The organism is Pararhizobium mangrovi (genome assembly GCF_006516965.1).
Taxonomy (GTDB): Bacteria; Pseudomonadota; Alphaproteobacteria; order Rhizobiales; family Rhizobiaceae; genus Pararhizobium_B; species Pararhizobium_B mangrovi.
Genome location: NZ_VHLH01000001.1, coordinates 351,388 through 366,854 on the forward strand (window position 1 = coordinate 351,388; position 15,467 = coordinate 366,854).

A 15,467-nucleotide genomic window follows, 5' to 3' on the forward strand; every position below is an offset into this window, starting at 1 on the left:
GCGAAGAGGCGCTGGGAGGACTGATGTCGACGATCTCCGAACACAAAAAAATATCACAGTATGGGAACGTTCCCAATTTGGTCCAGGACGGGTTGGTCGAGCGTTGGGTTCGTTCGGCCAAACGCTGGTGGCCTTTTTACCTGATGCTCGCTCCAGGCATCATTTATTTCTTCGTCTACCATTATATGCCGATCTGGGAGGCTAGGATCGCCTTCGAGCAACTGCGTATCATTCCGCCGAACGTATGGGTCGGCCTGCAGCATTTCGCAGCGCTCGCATCTTCGCCCATCTTTTTACAGGTCTTGTTGAACACTGTGATCATCAGCGTGATGAAGCTCGTGTTCGTCTTTCCGGTGCCGATCATCGTCGCGCTCCTTCTCAACGAGGTGCGAACGCCGGGCTATCGCAAGATCGTGCAATCGGTGATCTATCTGCCGCATTACCTCTCGTGGGTTGTCATCGGTGGCATCACCATCGCCGTCCTGTCTCCAACGGACGGAGCGGTCAACGACATCATAAGTTGGATGGGCTTTCAGCCGGTCCCCTTCATGACGGATGCTGGCTCCATTCGCTGGGTCGTCGTCTTTTCCGAAATGTGGCGCAGCGCCGGCTGGGACTCGCTGCTTTATTTCGCGGCGATCATCGGCATCAATCCCGAACTCTACGAGGCCGCCGAAATCGATGGGGCAGGGCGCTGGCAGAAGATTAGGCACGTCACGATCCCATCGATCGCACCGACCATCGCAACGCTCTTCATCCTGAACGTCGGCCTTTTCTTCTCTACAGGCCTTGATCAGATCCTCAACCTGACAAACCCGGTAATCCGCAGCCAGATCGATATTGTCGATACGTATGTCTACCGCATCGGCCTCCAAACCGGGCAGTTCGAACTTGCCACAGCGGCCGGGCTCCTCAAAGGGTTTGTCGGAATGGTTCTCATCGTGGCAGCGCATCTCGCATCCAAACGCCTGACCGGCAAGGGAATCTGGTGATGGTGACGAACAGCCGACAGACGCCGTTCGAGCGTATCGAATACGTCATCATCCTTTCCGCCCTACTGCTGATGGTTGTCGTGACGTTGCAGCCGATCCTGCATCTCGTGGCCGTCTCGTTTTCGGATCCTGCCCGCGTCCCTACGATGAGCGGCCTGCGGATCGTGCCCGAAGGTTTCTCGCTAAAGGTCTGGAACCTGCTTATACACAATGCCGCGGTTCAACGTGGCTTCGTAAACGCCGTCTTCATCACCTTTGTGGGTACGGCAATCAACATCGTCGCAACGACTCTTATGGCGTGGGCGCTCGCTCAGAAGCGGCTACCAGGTCGTAAGTACATTCTCGTCTTCGTTCTGGTGACGATCGTCTTCGACCCGGGCATCGTACCGGACTTCTTCGTCATGCGCGACGTCGGCCTACTCAACAGCTACTGGTCGGTGATCCTCTATCGCGGCGTGTTCGCCTGGTACCTCATCATTCTGATCCGGTTGTTCGAGGAAGTCCCGTACGAGTTGCTCGAGGCCGCCGAACTCGATGGCGCAAACCCTTTTCAGACGCTCTGGTACGTCATTGTTCCGGTCGCCAAATCCTCGATCGCCATGATCGGCCTGTTTTACCTCGTTCTACATTGGAACGAGTTTTTTCGGGCCATGATCTATCTGAACGATCCGAATAAATGGCCGCTCCAGGTGGTGCTTCGCCAGTTCGTGGTGGAAGGCGACAAGCTTTCCATGGTCGGCGTTTCCGACATGTCGACCTACAGCGACGCCGGCCAGATCAGTATTCGCGCCCTCAAGGCGGGCATGATCACGCTTACGATTGCCCCTCTCGTCCTGATCTACCCGTTAATTCTCAAGTTCTTCACCAAAGGAACAATGTCCGGCGCCGTGAAAGGGTGAGTAGGATTGTGCATATCGTCAAGAAGGAGGAACGTACGATGCCATATAACGTAAGCAGAAGGCTGGTGCTCAAGACCGGCGCGGCGGCAGCGCTTTTGGCCAGCACAATACTGTCGGGCCCCGCCAGTGCAGCACCGGTAACCATTCGCGTAGCACTGAAAGACTTTCTGAGCACGGATCCGACCGCAGTAGCCTACGTTGCGCAAGTCGAAAAGGCGATGGCCAAGCGGGGCCACGATATTCACATTGAACTCGTTGATTTGCCATCGTCGGGCTACGCCGATGCGCTTGGCATCATGCTTCTTTCGCGTGACATTCCCGACCTTATCTATTTCCAGGGGGGCGACGAAAAATTCGCGAGCCAAGGCGTTCTGGAGGACTGGCGTCCGTATATCGAGAAGACGAAATATCTTAAAAACGCGCTCTATCCGCATAACAAGGCGCGGCTCGATAACTATCCATACCTGCTTTACGTCCATCCGTTGCGTGCTTGGCAGCCTGTCGTGCGCGAGGATTGGCTAAAGAAAGCTGGCGCCAAGCCTCCAGAGACGACGAAGGCTTTCGCAGCCCTTCTTCGTACGCTTCATGAGCACGACTTCGACAACGACGGTACAAAGAATACCTGGGGCATTACGGCCGCCGGCAGTTTGGAGGAACTGGACGGCTTCCTGAACCCGGCGTTCGGTATCGATGCGACTTGGCTGAAGGACGAAGAGGGGGCCTGGGTCAACTCGCAAATTTCTGATGAGGAACGCGACAAGCTGAAATACTACCACCAGCTCTTTAAGGACGGTCTCCTCGATCCCGAGTACATTACGCTCAACTGGCAGACCAAGGAGGACAAGTTCTATACGGGGCGCGCCGGTGTGGTCTCTGCATCGAACGCGGAGAATGTCGTCACCTACGAAACCAAGATGCGGGCACTTCATCCGGACGTATCGCTGACTGTACTCGATCCGCCGTTAGGGCCGAAGGGTCAGGGTCTGGCGGCAGTCGACGTGTCCAAGGAAAGTCGTGGTTGGGCCTTGTCGGCGCTATCGGAGCACAAGCAAGAGGTCGTCGCGTTGCTCGATTTCATGGCGAGCCCGGAAGGGCAGTTTATGGAGCGGCTCGGTGTTCCCGGTATCCACTATAAGAAGGAAGGCGATCAGATTAAGCCGTTAGCTGCGTTGGGTTCCTGGGAAAGCCCGTTCCTCGTAGCATCGAATTATGACCCGCCGATCGAACTTCTGCCGGCATCCGCCGAGAAGTATATCGATAATACACAGAGATATTTTCTGGCCGATAACAAGTTTTCGTATCCGCCCGAATATGCGGCCGCACTTGATGCTGCAACCAACGTCTACAACGCGTTCGCCTACGAACTCGTCTCCGGAAAGGCGAACTTCGATCAATGGGATGATTACGTCGCTCAGTGGAAATCTTCCGGCGGATCCCAGCTTACTGAATATGCCAAACAGGTCCTGAAATGAAAGAAATGAGCGACGACAGCGGGGCCCTTCGGGGCCGCGTCCGCGCCCTTGTCTATGGCATTGCTTTCGGTGACGCGCTCGGTGGACCGGTCGAGAAGCTTTCCGCCGCCGAAATCGCCGAACGCTATGGAAGAGTGACATCGGTCCACAATCGATGGCATCGCCTCGATGAACAGGCGGCAATGCGCAACGGACGAACACGGGGGAACGGTGTCGTTACCGACGATACGTTGATGACGCTTTGCCTGATGGAGGTCTATGAGGAACTCGGTCGGCATATCGACGCCTGGGATATGGCTGGCCCATTCGTTCGTAAAATTGCTTGGGAGCCGCGTTGGGTACCCGAACTTCAAAGGGAAACGCTCGTCATCGAACGGCTCTTCTACCCTGAGAAGTGGATCTTCCACCGACTGCAGCTTGCAGGCTGCGATCCGCGGCAAGGCGGCATCGGCAACATGGTCAACTGCGGTGCGGCGATGTACGCCGCGCCGATCGGTGTCGTGAATGCGTGCAATCCAGCAGCGGCCTACCGCGAGGCCATCGAGTTCATGTCTGGACACCAGCAGAGCTACGGCCTTGAGGCGGCCGGCGTCTTTGCCGCATGCGTTGCTGCTGCGCTCATACCCGACTCCACGATCGAGACCATCGTCACCGCGGCTCTCGATCTCGCAAAGGACGGTACGTGCGATGCGATCGAGGCGGCTCTTGCCGTTGCAGAACGCCACCGCGGTAGCAACAGCGCTTATGCGACCGTGGTCAATGATCTCCATGCCGCCATGAAACCCTTCTCGCCCATGGGTGACGACGTCCGGCACGGCCCCGAGAAGGCCGGTGTTGCGACGGCCGCCTATCAGCCGTCCAGACTGATGTCGATCGAGGAACTTCCGCTTGCGCTCGCATTCGCAGCCATGAACGAAGGGGACTTCGCGCGGACGATCGAGGATGCGATCAATTCGGGACGTGACACGGATTCCATCGGCGTCATGTCGGGGGCTATCCTGGGCGCACTTCATGGCGAGACCGTCATTGATGCGGCGACGCTCGATCATCTCGATACCACCAACAAGCTCCGCCTTACAGCGTCCGCAGATCGTTTTGCAGCGACGGTGACGAAGATCGTCGAGAACGATCTTGGGCTAGACCGTCAACGACATGGAAGATTGAACACGCTTTTCCAGAACGACAGATCGCATTCCGCAGGAGCCCAGCGATGAGCCACATCGTTCTCGACCATCTCGGCAAGTCTTTCGGGGCATCTCACGTTTTTGATGATCTGAACCTCGACATCGAGGAAGGCGAATTTATCGTTTTGGTCGGCCCTTCTGGGTGTGGCAAGTCGACACTTCTGCGATTGATCGCTGGGCTTGAGGACGTCAGCCGCGGCAACCTGCTGATCGACGGTGCATGTGTTAACAGCACCCCCGCCAAGAAACGTGATATTGCCATGGTCTTCCAAAGCTATGCGCTCTATCCGCACATGAACGTTGCCGACAACATGAGCTTCGCGTTGCGCCTCGCCGGCGTCTCGAAGGCTGACCGATCGCAACGCGTCGACGCGGCCGCCGATATACTTGGCCTCTCGCATCTGCTGAAGCGCTTGCCGCGCGAGCTTTCCGGTGGTCAGCGTCAGCGCGTGGCGATGGGGCGCGCCATCGTACGGGATCCCAAGGCGTTCCTCTTCGACGAACCCCTGTCGAACCTCGACGCGAAGTTGCGCCACAAGATGCGTGGGGAAATCCGGAAGATCCATCAGCGGCTCGAACGCACGACGATATACGTCACCCATGACCAGACCGAGGCCATGACCATGGCCGACCGTATCGTCGTCATGAATGCCGGACAGATCGAGCAGGTCGGCGAGCCACGAGAACTTTACCGGGATCCGGATAACCTGTTCGTTGCTAGCTTTATAGGAACGCCTGAGATCAATCGCTTTTCCGGTACCATCACTGACGGAGAAGTCCTGCTCGATTGCGGCTTCGCATTTTCCTCGTCTCTGTCCGCGGATCTGCCGAACGGAACGGCGATCGTCTGCGGTGTACGTCCCCAGCATCTCAATCTCGCAAGCGACGGCATGGAAGCCGAGGTTCTGCTCGTGGAACCGACGGGGGACGGGGAAGAAATCGAAGTTCAGCTCGGAACGGAGCCCGTCACACTTGTGACCTCCGGGCATCGCGTTCCTTCGGTCGGTGAAAGGGTCTTCGTGCGCATCGATACGAACGAGGCTCTGCTTTTCGACGCCGAAACGGGTCGGCGGATCCGGTGAAGTTCACATCTGCTTATCTGCCGCTGGAAACCTGGCTCGCTCGGTCATGGGGGATCGTATCATGTTGACCGTTTTCGGATCGATCAACATCGACCAGGTCGTTCGGGTCAAGGCCTTCGTGGCGGCCGGCGAGACTGTAATCGGCGAGCGGGTGGGCGAGTTTCATGGCGGTAAGGGTGCGAATCAGGTGGTAGCCGCCGCCAGGGTTGCCGCTGACCGAACAGAAATTTTGATGGTTGGCTGCGTCGGAGCCGACGAACTCGGGGCGAATGCGCTAACGAACCTTCGCGAAAACGGCGTCAAAGCCGAATGTGAAGCCCGGGAAGACAGTGCAACGGGCACTGCCTGGATTACGATTGATGAGACGGGCGAGAATGCAATAACGGTATTGCCGGGCGCCAACGCGAAATTAGCCGCCGAACGCATTCCGTACAGTGTAATGGCCGCAACAACGGTTCTGCTCTGCCAAGGTGAAGTGCAGTTCAGGGAGACGGCGAGGGCGGTTGCGCGGGTTCGAGAACTGCGGTCCGAAGCCACAATCATCGTCAACCTCGCTCCCGTACCTTCAGATATGACGGGGGGAGATCTTGAAAGCGTTCTTATCGCGCTCGACGTTCTCATCGTCAACAGTCGGGAAGCTGATCAGGTCGAGGCGCTGACTGAAAGACAATTGTCCGAGATAGGCCGCGAATTGAGCTTCAGTACTGTCGTTACGCGAGGCAGCGAAGGCGCGCTGATCTATGATCCTCAAGGTGGAGCCCGGACTGTTCCGAGCCTATCGACCCAGCCTGTCGACACAACGGGCGCTGGCGACACGTTCTGCGGCACGCTCGCCGCATTGCTTGCTGAGGGAATGAGCCTTCACCGCTCGGTGTACTACGCATGTAGAGCCGGATCGTTGGCGTGCGGCCAGGTCGGGGCGCAGGCAGCGATGCCGTCACGAGCCGAAGTTCTAGACGAAGCCGACGGCTGAGCGTCGCTTATGGTCTCGATATTCCGTACCGCTTTTCTTGTCACGTTCGCCGGTCTCGCCACCTGCGCGCTCCTCGGTTCGATCACAGCCGGTGGTTTGCCGGGAGCATTGAGGTTCCTGATCATCGGTCTGGTTCTGATCATTCTCGAAGTATCACTTTCCTTCGACAACGCCATCGTCAACGCCAACAAACTGAAGGCGCTTTCGCCGGCTTGGCGGCGGCGCTTCCTCACGTGGGGCATTTTCATCGCGGTCTTCGGAATGCGAATAGTGTTTCCCATCGCGGTCGTGGCGATCGCCGGCCATTTGGGTCCTATCGACGCCGTGCAGCTCGCGCTCTTCCAGCCATCCGTCTACGCCACCGTCATGGAAGACGCCCATATTTCGATTTCGGCTTTTGGCGGTACATACCTGATGATGGTTGCGCTCACCTTCTTCATTGACGACGAAAAAGCTATTGACTGGCTCGCGTGGCCGGAGAGGGGACTACGGGCGGCAGCCAACGTGCGAGGTATGGAAATTACGGCCGTTTTAATCGTTGCCGTCAGCTTCGCGCTGATCCAAGACGGCGGGCAGCAAGGCGCGTTTCTCATCGCCGCTATTCTAGGTCTCATCGCCTATCGTCTCGTGGAGGCTGCGGGAAACCTTCTCGACCGCTGGGAGGCGGGACCGGACATCGCAAGGCAGGCAGGACTTGGCGGCTTTCTCTACCTCGAGATGCTGGATGCGTCCTTCAGTTTCGACGGCGTTATCGGAGCTTTCGCTCTTACCGAAAACGCTCTTCTGATTGCACTTGGGCTCGGAGTAGGCGCCTTCTACGTACGGTCCTTTACGGTGATGCTCGTCGAGAACGAGACCCTTGCGGACTCGGCCTTTGTAGAGCATGGCGCCTTCTATTCCGTGTTCGTTCTTGCGATTCTGATGCTGCTTCAGTCAGTCGTCGTCATACCGGAATTTGTGACTGGCCTTCTAAGTGTCATATTGATTGGAGCATCTATTGTTAGTTCATTAGTCATAAAAAGAAAGTGTATCTAAGTAATTAACTAGTAAAAAAATGATTTTACTTTCTTAAGTTAGGGAAAGCATTGTTTTATCTCTTAAAACGTGTTTTAAAGCTATCCGCCGGATCGACGAGACGAAGACGAAAACCTTCAATCGTTCACCGCACCATGACATGCTGTGCGCAAACACCTGAAGGGACAGTCGACAAAAAGGATTCGACGCGAGCCGCGACATCAGATACGTCTGATTAATCGTTTAATCAGACGTATCGGATCATGACGACGTCACGTTCGGGACCGAAGCTTGCGAAGATTGCGGAGACGATCGGCGTGTCGACGGCGACCGTGTCGAACGCTCTGTCGGGCAAGGGGCGCGTTTCGGACGAGCTCGCAGCGCGCATCCGCCGCAAGGCCGACGAGCTCGGCTATGTCGCCAGTTCGGCCGGCAGGGCCTTGCGGACCGGCCGTTCCGGCGTCATCGGCCTCGTTCTTCCGGATATCGCGAACCCGCTCTTCCCGCAGATCGCGCAGGCGATCGAACACGCTGCGACGCAGGCGGGATACGGCGTGCTGATCGGCGACTCCCGCGGCGAAATCGGCATGCAGACGGAAGCGATCGGGCGTCTCGTCGAGCGCGGGGTGGATGGCATGGTCGTCGTGCCACGCCGCGGAACGCGCGTCATCGACATCGACTGTCCGGTGGCGGTGATCGATACGCCCTCGACGCCCGGAAACACGGTCTCGGCCGATCACTTCGGCGGCGGCGAACTCGTCGCGCGGCATCTGGCGGCGCTCGGACATCGCCGGGTTCTCCTTGTTGGAGCAAACCGCGAGTCGAACGTGCAGAACGATCGCCTTGCAGGCATGCGATCGGTCAGCGAACTGCGGACCGAAACGCTTTGGCTCGACGAAAGGTGGTATGAAGCAGGGCAGGGCGGGACGCTTAGCCTCGCCGAAAAGATGCGTGAAGGCTTCACGGCGATCGCGACGGTTTCCGACATGCAGGCGCTTCGCGCGCTGACGGAACTCCAGCGCAACGGCTGGCGCATTCCCGAAGACGTCAGTGTGACGGGTTTCGACGACCTTCCGTGGACCTCGATCATCACGCCGTCCCTGACGAGCGTGCGCATGGATATGGCGCGCATCGCCGGCATCGCGATCGAGGTCCTGTGTGCGGCGATCCTCGATCCGGCAAAAATCGATCAGACCGATCGCAAGACGCTTCGTGCCCCGATCCAGACAGTGGCGATGACACTCGTCGAACGCAATTCGACGGCGCCCCCGCCGATCCGTGACGAAACCGCTTTCAAAGGAGAACTTGCATGATCCGCAGCACGTTCGCGGCCTCGGCCGCTTTACTGACCCTTGCCGCCGGTGCCATGCCGGCAAGCGCGCAGGAAAAGACGCTGACGATCTCCGTCTACGCCTTTGCGCAGGACGCCTATAACCGCATTCTCTACAAACCGTTCGAGGAAAAGTGCGGGTGCAAGCTCGTCGTCGAGACGGGCAACAGCGCCGAGCGCCTGGCGAAGATGGAAGCGAACAAGAATGCCCCCGTCGTCGACATGGCCGTGATGTCGATGGCCGATGCGCTGACGGCGGCCCGCCGCGGCCTCGTTCAGAAGATCGATACGTCGAAGCTCGACAATTACGACAAGCTCTACGACCTCGCCAAGGATCCGAACGGCGACGGCATGAGCGTCGGCTATACGTTCTACGCGACGTCCATCGCGTACCGCTCGGACAAGATGGACATCAAGTCGTGGCAGGACCTGCTGTCGGACAAGGTCGTCGGCAACATCGCCTTCCCGAACATCTCGACCAACCAGGGGCCGCCGGCGCTCTACATGCTCGGGCTTTCCATGGGCACGAACGCGCCGGATCTCAAGAAGCCGATCGAGGCCGTCGGCAAGCATGCCGGCGACATCGTGACTTTCTACAATCGCTCCTCGCAACTCGTTCAGCTTTTCCAGCAGGGCGAGATCTGGGCCGCTCCCATCGGCCGGTTTGCCTGGGAGCCGATCAGCAAGCTCGGCCTGCCGATCAAGTGGGCGAAGCCGAAGGAAGGCCAGACGGGCGGGCTCAACGTCATGGTCGTCTCGAAGGGAACGAAGAACGAAGATCTCGCCCTCGAGTTCATGGATTTCTGGCTCTCGACCAAGGTTCAGAAGGATCTTGCGGACGCGCTCGTCGACAGCCCGGCGAACAAGGAGGTCAAGGTTTCCGACGACGTGGCCGCGAACATCACCTATGGCGCGGAAACGGCGAAGAACCTGAAGCTCATCCCGGCCAAGGTCGATCTCGAAAATCGCGATCGATGGCTGAAGGAATGGAACGCCGACGTCGCTCAGTAGGCACGGCGAAGGTGTAAGGCCGGGTCGCGACGAACGCGGTTCGGCCTGACGCTCCAGATCAACAGGACGGAAACCGCGTCATGTTCCAGAACCGGGCCGAAGGGTTCGCGCTCGCGCTTCCCGCGGCCATCTTTGCCGCCGTCATCTTCATCGTGCCCGTCATCATCCTGCTTTCAGGCGGCATGCACGTGAACGGCCATTGGACACTGTCGGCCTATACCGATTTCTTCGCCAGTTCCCTGGACCGGCTCGTGCTGTGGCGCACGCTCAAGCTCGGCATTCTGGTGACGCTCGTCGCCGCAATCATCGGCTACGCTTCGGCCTTCGCGATCGTCAGCCTGTCGCCATCGAGCAGGGGACGCATGATCGGCATCGTGGTCCTGCCGCTGATGATCTCGCCCGTCGCACGCACCTACGCATGGCTCGTCATTCTGGGGCGCACCGGCATCGTGAATCAGGCGCTGATGACGGTCGGCCTGACCGACGAACCGATCCGCCTGCTCTTTTCGCAAACGGCCGTCTTTGTCGGCCTGTTGCAGCTCTTCCTGCCGCTGATGGTCATCTCGCTCGTGAGCGCTCTCGAAAACATGCCGAACGACGTGGTGCCTGCCGCACGCGTTCTGGGTGCGAACTGGTTGCAGATCTTCTTCAAGGTCATCCTGCCGCTCACCCGCGAAGGGCTCGTCATCGGCGGAACGCTCGTCTTCGTCGGGTCCGTGACGGCCTATATCACGCCGGCGATCCTCGGCGGATCGAAGGTGCTGACGCTCGTCACCTTGCTCTATCAGCGCGTGACGATCGCCAACGATCTCGTCTCGGCGAGCGTCATCGCCCTCATTCTCATCGTCATGAGCTTCGGAACGAACATCCTGCTCAGGAAGATCGCGACCGCGAGGAACCGAGCATGAAAGCCCGTCTTCCGTCCTACGCGGTCCTGACGTTGCTCGTTCTCTTCCTCGTCGGGCCTTTCTTCGTCATCGTGGCCGCGTCGTTTTCCGCCGGCAGCACGCTCGCCTTTCCGCCGCAGGGCTTCTCCTTCAAATGGGTGGAGAAGGTGTTCACGGTCGAAAGCTTCCAGGCGAGCTTCGCCCTTTCGATGTTCCTGGCGATCGTTGCGACGTTCGCGGCGCTCGTCCTCGGCGTGCCGGTCTCCTACGCGCTCTCGCGCTATCGGTTGCCGCTTGCCGAGACGGTACGCACCATCGTTTCATCGCCGATCATCGTGCCGGGCATCGTCGTCGGGCTGGCACTGCTTCGCTATCTCGTCGTGCCATTCGGCATGGACATCACGCTCTCGCTCTTTCTGGCGCACACCGCGCTCGTCCTGCCCTATGCGGTGCGCGTCGTCTCCGCGAGCTTGGAAAACCTGCGCTCCGACATCGAGGAAGCAGCGGTCCTGCTCGGTTCCAGCCGGATCGGCGCTTTCTTCCGCGTCGTCCTGCCGAACATTCGCGGAGGCATTCTCGCCGCCTTCATCCTCGGCTTCGTGACAAGCTTCAACCAGGTGCCGGTCTCGCTCTTCCTGACCGGTCCCGGCGTGCGCACCCTGCCGATCGACATGCTCGGCTACATGGAACGCACCTATGATCCTTCCGTGGCAGCCCTTTCCGCGCTGCTCGCCTTCATGTCGATCGGCATCGTCTTCATCGCCGAACGTTTCATCGGGTTTTCGCGCTATGTCTGACCACGTTTATCTCTCGCTCGAAGCGCTGACGCTCGCCTATGGTGACACGGTCGCTGTCGACGGGCTCGATCTCTCGATCGCAGAAGGCGAGCTGATCACGCTGCTTGGCCCGTCCGGCTGCGGCAAGACGACGACGATGCGCGCCGTTGCAGGACTGCTCAAGCCTTCATCCGGGCGGATCATGCTCGATGGCCGCGACGTTACGCGCCTCGGTGCCAACAAGCGCCAGGTCGGGCTCGTCTTCCAGTCCTACGCGCTCTTTCCCCATCTTAGCGTCTACGAGAACGTCGCCTTCGGTCTGAAGCTGAAGGGCGAACGCGGGCGCGATCTCGAAGGCCATGTCATGGAAGGGCTGAAGACCGTCGGCCTGACGCAATTCGCAAGCCGCAAGCCGGCCGAACTGTCCGGAGGCCAGCAGCAGCGCGTCTCGCTGGCCCGTTCGATGGTGATGCACCCGAAGGTCCTTCTCCTCGACGAGCCTTTGTCGAACCTCGATGCCAGGCTGCGGCTCGAGATGCGCACCGAGCTGCAGCGCGTCCAGCGCGAGACCGGGGTCACGATGATCTTCGTTACCCACGATCAGGGCGAGGCGCTCGCACTTGCCGATCGCATCGTGCTCATGAAAGGCGGGGCGGTGGAGCAGATCGGAACGCCGGAAGATCTCTACAACCGACCGAAATCGGCTTTCGTGGCTGATTTCGTGGGTTTCGAGAATGTGTTCGCCGTCGAGGACGGCAAACTTCGAACGGCAGACGGCGCCGTGCCCGTTTCGGGAACGGTGCCGGCCGGCGCGGCCGCGCTTGCCTGGCGGCCGGCCATGGTAGCGCTCGGCAGCGGTCCTCATCACGGCAGCGTGCGAGGGGTGTCGTTTGCCGGCGGCACGCGGGAATATCTGCTCGACAGCTCGCTCGGGCCGATCAAGGCGGAGGCCGACGCTGCGCTCCCCGTCCACGATCTGGGCACGACACTCGCCTTCGATCTGCCGGCCGAGCGCGCGGCTCCCCTGCAACGTTACGCGTAGGAGAAGGAGCCATGGGTGTGTGGATCGATACCGACATGGGGTTCGACGATCTCGCGGCGATCCTCTTCGTGCGCAACGCAGGGGCCGCGATCGACGGCATATCGCTCGTCTTCGGCAATGCGGTCCTCGCGCAGGTAGAGCGAAATGCCGCTGGCGCCGCGGCCGCTTTCGGACTCGACATGCCCTTCTACCGGGGGAGGGCGTTACCCGTTCTCGGGCGCCTCGAGACGGCGGCGAAGGTGCTTGGCGAGAACGGGATGCCGAGCGCTGGCGCACAACTGCCGGAAGCGCCGCTTGCCTTTGCCGGAGAGGCGTTCGACGGACTGTGCGACTGGCTTGAAACGGCGCCATCGCCACGGCGCATCCTGGCGCTCGGGCCGTTGACGAATATCGCGGCGATGGCTCTCGCCCGGCCGGATCTCATGGTCCGGATCGACGATCTGGTCTGGATGGGCGGAGGGCTGACCTTCGGCAATCATACCGCTTCGGCAGAGTTCAACGCGGCCGCCGATCCCGAAGCGCTGGCGATCGTGCTCGCGCACGATCTGCCGTTCACGATGGTCGATCTCGATTTCTGCCGTACGGTCCTGACCGGTCCGAAAGACGTCGCGAAGGTACGCGAAGCCGGAGGCACGAATGCGGCTCTCCTTGCCGATCTTCTCGGCGGCTACGTCGATATCGCCCTCTCGCGTGGCCGATCGGCCATGGCATTGTACGATCCTTCCGCCGCCTTCGCCTTCATGTGCCCGGAGAGCGTGTCGTTCGCTGAAGCACGCATCGACGTCGAACTTGCCGCTGGCCTGACGCGGGGCCGAACCGTCGTCGAGACCCGCACGACGCACGCGACCTTCAATGCGCGCTACGCGAAGGCCTGCGACCCGTCCCATGCACGAACCGCCATTCTCGAAGCTCTGATCTCGGAGGCCGCTCGCAGATGACCCCCGCCGACGAACCTGCCGATCTTGCCGATCCGGCGCTGAGGGACCGTGCCGTGGCCGCAGCGCGCGGCGATGCTTCTTTCGACGTGCTGATCGCAGGCGGGATGGTCGTCGACATGACGACCGGTCTCCACCGCGGGGCCGATATCGGGCTCGTCGGTGCGCTGATCGCAAGCGTTCATGCACCCGGAACGCGTGACGACGCGCAGCAGACATTCGACGCATCGGGGACGTTCGTCTCGCCGGGGCTGATCGACACCCACATGCATGTGGAAAGCTCGATGGTGACCCCTTCGGCCTATGCCGGTCGCGTGCTCGCCGCCGGTGTGACGACGATCGTCTGGGATCCGCATGAATTCGGCAACGTTCACGGGCTCGACGGCGTCCGGTGGGCGCTCGACGCCGTTCGCGACCTGCCGCTTCGCGTCCTCGTTCTCGCTCCGTCCTGCGTGCCCTCGGCACCCGGGCTCGAACTTTCTGGCGCGGACTTCGACGGTGCCGCCATGGCGACGATGCTCGATTGGCCGGAAATCGCCGGTATCGCCGAAGTGATGAACATGCGCGGCGTCATCGACGGCGATCCGCGCATGCGCGCGATCGTGAATGCGGGGCTGGCTTCCGGCAAGCTGATCTGCGGCCATGCGCGCGGTCTCGAAGGCGCCGATCTTGCCGCCTTCATGACCGCCGGGATCGGTTCGGATCATGAGCTCGTTTCCGGCGATGATCTGATGGCGAAGCTCGCTGCCGGCCTGACGATCGAGCTTCGCGGCTCGCACGACCATCTCCTGCCGGAATTCGTCGAACGCCTGAATGCGCTCGGCCATCTGCCGGCAACCGTCACTCTTTGTACGGACGATGTCTTCCCGGACGATCTAGCGACGAAAGGCGGGCTCGACGACGTCGTGCGCCGGCTGGTGCGTTACGGACTGCCGGCCGAATGGGCGCTTCGCGCCGCGACGCTGAACGCGGCCATGCGGCTCCGTCGATCGGATCTCGGTCTCGTTGCCGCCGGTCGTCGCGCCGACATCGTGTGTTTTCGCGATTTGACGGAATTCCGGGCCGAGGCCGTGTTCGCGAACGGGCGTCGCATTGCCGAGGCGGGAAGCATGACGACGGATCTTCCTTCGGCCGACGACGCTCCGCTGCGACATTCCGTGAAGCTGGACCGCCTGGAACCGGAGGATTTCGCGATCCGCGCCGACGGAGAAAGGGTGCGCCTCGCCTCCATCGATCGCCCACGCTTTACCCGTTGGGGAGAACGGGAGGCAGAGGTCGAGGAGGGGGCGGTCGGACTACCGGACGATACCGCGATGATTGCCGTGATCCATCGACACGGCCGAGCCGACGCCCGGCCGCGGGTCGGCATTCTGGAAGATTGGGGACACTGGTCCGGAGCGTTTGCCACGACGGTCTCGCATGACAGCCACAATCTGACGGTCTTCGGCGGCAACCGGGACGACATGGCGTGCGCGGCAAACGCGGTGATCGCATCCGGCGGCGGAATGGCCGTGGCGTCGGGCGGCGAAGTGAAGGCGAACCTCGCTCTTCCGCTCGCCGGTCTCGTATCGGACCTGCCGCTCGATACCGTGGCCGACCAGTTCGCAGCGATCCGCGAGGCGGTGGACGCGATTGCCGAATGGAACCCGCCCTACCGGGTTTTCAAGGCCTGTTTCGGCGCGACGCTCGCCTGCAACGCCGGCCCGCATCAGACGGATCGCGGCATCGCGGATGTCTCCACCGGAACGCTTCTGGAAGATCCTGTGCTCGAAGTGCTCGACTAGATGTGGAGCCTCAACAGGTTGTCCTGATCGAGACCGAGGCGGCTGATGGGCACGGTGTCGTTTATCCCGCCATGGGGACGGTGCCA

The 15,467-nt window shown here is 60.5% G+C and carries 14 protein-coding genes; all 14 read left to right on the top strand.

What is annotated here, in order from left to right:
- Positions 1-23: 23 nt before the first annotated feature.
- The 14 genes from FJU11_RS01660 (at position 24) to FJU11_RS01725 (ending at position 15,381) form a co-directional block, all read left to right on the top strand.
- On the top strand, positions 24-992 hold the full coding sequence (locus FJU11_RS01660) for an ABC transporter permease (RefSeq protein WP_141165253.1): 969 nt from the start codon (positions 24-26) through the stop codon (positions 990-992).
- Complete coding sequence (locus tag FJU11_RS01665) at positions 992-1,891, top strand: carbohydrate ABC transporter permease (protein WP_141165254.1); 900 nt, start codon at positions 992-994, stop codon at positions 1,889-1,891. The genes FJU11_RS01660 and FJU11_RS01665 overlap by 1 nt, the downstream gene beginning before the upstream one ends.
- A gap of 38 nt (positions 1,892-1,929) precedes the next feature.
- The gene (locus FJU11_RS01670) at positions 1,930-3,363 is read left to right on the top strand and encodes an extracellular solute-binding protein (protein ID WP_141165255.1); all 1,434 of its coding nucleotides are present in this window, start codon (positions 1,930-1,932) and stop codon (positions 3,361-3,363) included.
- Between the two features lie 5 nt (positions 3,364-3,368).
- Positions 3,369-4,577 carry an ADP-ribosylglycohydrolase family protein gene (locus tag FJU11_RS01675; protein ID WP_235890734.1) on the top strand — a complete coding sequence of 403 codons (1,209 nt, stop codon included), beginning with the start codon at positions 3,369-3,371 and terminating at the stop codon, positions 4,575-4,577.
- Positions 4,574-5,629: an ABC transporter ATP-binding protein gene (locus FJU11_RS01680; protein WP_141165257.1), complete on the top strand. Its 1,056-nt coding sequence runs from the start codon at positions 4,574-4,576 to the stop codon at positions 5,627-5,629. Before FJU11_RS01675 ends, FJU11_RS01680 begins: the two co-directional genes overlap by 4 nt.
- Before the next feature lie 61 nt (positions 5,630-5,690).
- Positions 5,691-6,602 carry a ribokinase gene (locus FJU11_RS01685; RefSeq protein WP_181408001.1) on the top strand — a complete coding sequence of 304 codons (912 nt, stop codon included), beginning with the start codon at positions 5,691-5,693 and terminating at the stop codon, positions 6,600-6,602.
- A 9-nt stretch (positions 6,603-6,611) separates the two neighbouring features.
- Entirely contained in the window at positions 6,612-7,637 is a 1,026-nt protein-coding gene (locus FJU11_RS01690) for a DUF475 domain-containing protein (RefSeq protein WP_141165259.1), read from the top strand.
- Positions 7,638-7,879: 242 nt separating this feature from the next.
- Entirely contained in the window at positions 7,880-8,929 is a 1,050-nt protein-coding gene (locus tag FJU11_RS01695) for a LacI family DNA-binding transcriptional regulator (protein ID WP_141165260.1), read from the top strand.
- Positions 8,926-9,957, top strand: a complete 1,032-nt coding sequence (locus FJU11_RS01700; protein ID WP_141165261.1) for an ABC transporter substrate-binding protein — start codon at positions 8,926-8,928, stop codon at positions 9,955-9,957. Before FJU11_RS01695 ends, FJU11_RS01700 begins: the two co-directional genes overlap by 4 nt.
- Positions 9,958-10,037: 80 nt before the next feature.
- On the top strand, positions 10,038-10,865 hold the full coding sequence (locus FJU11_RS01705) for an ABC transporter permease (protein WP_141165262.1): 828 nt from the start codon (positions 10,038-10,040) through the stop codon (positions 10,863-10,865).
- On the top strand, positions 10,862-11,641 hold the full coding sequence (locus FJU11_RS01710; RefSeq protein WP_141165263.1) for an ABC transporter permease: 780 nt from the start codon (positions 10,862-10,864) through the stop codon (positions 11,639-11,641). The genes FJU11_RS01705 and FJU11_RS01710 overlap by 4 nt, the downstream gene beginning before the upstream one ends.
- The gene (locus tag FJU11_RS01715; protein ID WP_141165264.1) at positions 11,634-12,662 is read left to right on the top strand and encodes an ABC transporter ATP-binding protein; all 1,029 of its coding nucleotides are present in this window, start codon (positions 11,634-11,636) and stop codon (positions 12,660-12,662) included. The genes FJU11_RS01710 and FJU11_RS01715 overlap by 8 nt, the downstream gene beginning before the upstream one ends.
- Positions 12,663-12,673: 11 nt before the next feature.
- Positions 12,674-13,600, top strand: a complete 927-nt coding sequence (locus tag FJU11_RS01720) for a nucleoside hydrolase (protein ID WP_141165265.1) — start codon at positions 12,674-12,676, stop codon at positions 13,598-13,600.
- Positions 13,597-15,381 (top strand): adenine deaminase, encoded by a 1,785-nt coding sequence (locus FJU11_RS01725; protein ID WP_141165266.1) that lies wholly within the window; start codon positions 13,597-13,599, stop codon positions 15,379-15,381. The genes FJU11_RS01720 and FJU11_RS01725 overlap by 4 nt, the downstream gene beginning before the upstream one ends.
- Positions 15,382-15,467: the final 86 nt, after the last annotated feature.

Excerpts from the sequence above, each read along its gene's own strand:
- FJU11_RS01660 (WP_141165253.1), top strand. The coding sequence starts at position 24 with ATGTCGACGATCTCCGAACACAAAAAAATATCACAGTATGGGAACGTT.
- FJU11_RS01665 (WP_141165254.1), top strand. The coding sequence starts at position 992 with ATGGTGACGAACAGCCGACAGACGCCGTTCGAGCGTATCGAATACGTC.
- FJU11_RS01670 (WP_141165255.1), top strand. The coding sequence starts at position 1,930 with ATGCCATATAACGTAAGCAGAAGGCTGGTGCTCAAGACCGGCGCGGCG.
- FJU11_RS01675 (WP_235890734.1), top strand. The coding sequence starts at position 3,369 with ATGAGCGACGACAGCGGGGCCCTTCGGGGCCGCGTCCGCGCCCTTGTC.
- FJU11_RS01680 (WP_141165257.1), top strand. The coding sequence starts at position 4,574 with ATGAGCCACATCGTTCTCGACCATCTCGGCAAGTCTTTCGGGGCATCT.
- FJU11_RS01685 (WP_181408001.1), top strand. The coding sequence starts at position 5,691 with ATGTTGACCGTTTTCGGATCGATCAACATCGACCAGGTCGTTCGGGTC.
- FJU11_RS01690 (WP_141165259.1), top strand. The coding sequence starts at position 6,612 with ATGGTCTCGATATTCCGTACCGCTTTTCTTGTCACGTTCGCCGGTCTC.
- FJU11_RS01695 (WP_141165260.1), top strand. The coding sequence starts at position 7,880 with ATGACGACGTCACGTTCGGGACCGAAGCTTGCGAAGATTGCGGAGACG.
- FJU11_RS01700 (WP_141165261.1), top strand. The coding sequence starts at position 8,926 with ATGATCCGCAGCACGTTCGCGGCCTCGGCCGCTTTACTGACCCTTGCC.
- FJU11_RS01705 (WP_141165262.1), top strand. The coding sequence starts at position 10,038 with ATGTTCCAGAACCGGGCCGAAGGGTTCGCGCTCGCGCTTCCCGCGGCC.
- FJU11_RS01710 (WP_141165263.1), top strand. The coding sequence starts at position 10,862 with ATGAAAGCCCGTCTTCCGTCCTACGCGGTCCTGACGTTGCTCGTTCTC.
- FJU11_RS01715 (WP_141165264.1), top strand. The coding sequence starts at position 11,634 with ATGTCTGACCACGTTTATCTCTCGCTCGAAGCGCTGACGCTCGCCTAT.
- FJU11_RS01720 (WP_141165265.1), top strand. The coding sequence starts at position 12,674 with ATGGGTGTGTGGATCGATACCGACATGGGGTTCGACGATCTCGCGGCG.
- FJU11_RS01725 (WP_141165266.1), top strand. The coding sequence starts at position 13,597 with ATGACCCCCGCCGACGAACCTGCCGATCTTGCCGATCCGGCGCTGAGG.